The organism is Nonomuraea recticatena (genome assembly GCF_039533245.1).
Classification (GTDB): domain Bacteria; phylum Actinomycetota; class Actinomycetes; order Streptosporangiales; family Streptosporangiaceae; genus Nonomuraea; species Nonomuraea roseola.
Genome location: NZ_BAAATE010000174.1, coordinates 1 through 596, shown reverse-complemented (window position 1 = coordinate 596; position 596 = coordinate 1). Strand labels below are relative to the sequence as shown.

The 596-nt window shown below is 62.2% G+C and carries 2 protein-coding genes; both read right to left on the bottom strand.

The window, feature by feature from the left end; translation table 11 throughout:
• A partial coding sequence (locus tag ABFX50_RS51010; protein WP_346158554.1) for a DUF6221 family protein occupies positions 1–321 on the bottom strand: 321 nt, incomplete at its 3' end.
• Entirely contained in the window at positions 318–542 is a 225-nt protein-coding gene (locus tag ABFX50_RS51005; RefSeq protein ID WP_310283783.1) for a hypothetical protein, read from the bottom strand. The genes ABFX50_RS51005 and ABFX50_RS51010, both read right to left, overlap by 4 nt.
• Between the last annotated feature and the right edge of the window lie 54 nt (positions 543–596).

Genomic DNA, 596 nt, shown 5'->3' with positions numbered 1-596 from the left:
GTGCTCGTCTCTCCAGCCATCGATGAACGCGGATGGGTCGTCAGGTTCTACATCGGCGATGATCGCCCGCTTGGCCGTAACCTCGCGGTGGACACGGGCCGGGTCGTGGCGGGCAATGTGGGCCGAGTCGGCGCGCTGCCGTTGCGGCTCCCACTCCTCAGGCTCGCCGTCGGCCTTGGTGTACGCGCCGTAGTCGGTGATCTGGTAGTCCGCGTTGGAGATGCACCCGCCGTCGTCATTCCATGGGCCGGGCGTGGCGGCTTGTGCGACCGCTTCGTCCTCTGCCAGTCGGGCATTGAGGAAGTCGATCAGGTCGGTCACGGCATTAGCCGAATGTTGAAGGCAGCCTCTATGGCGTCACGTTGCTCGTTGGTGAGGTCTCGGAGCTTCCAGGAGTAGACGGGCGAGAACGTGAGGCGTTCGCCGTCGGATTCGATGCCTGGGTTGTAGTGCATCTGATCGGTGGGGATGCCGAAGGTAGCGAACATCGCGGCCAGCTTTGCTTCGTAGTCCTCGGGCTTGTCGATGATGTACTTGCTCATGGTTCATTCTCCCATGCTGGTATCAAGTTTGCAGGTCACGCGGCCTGCTGAAGG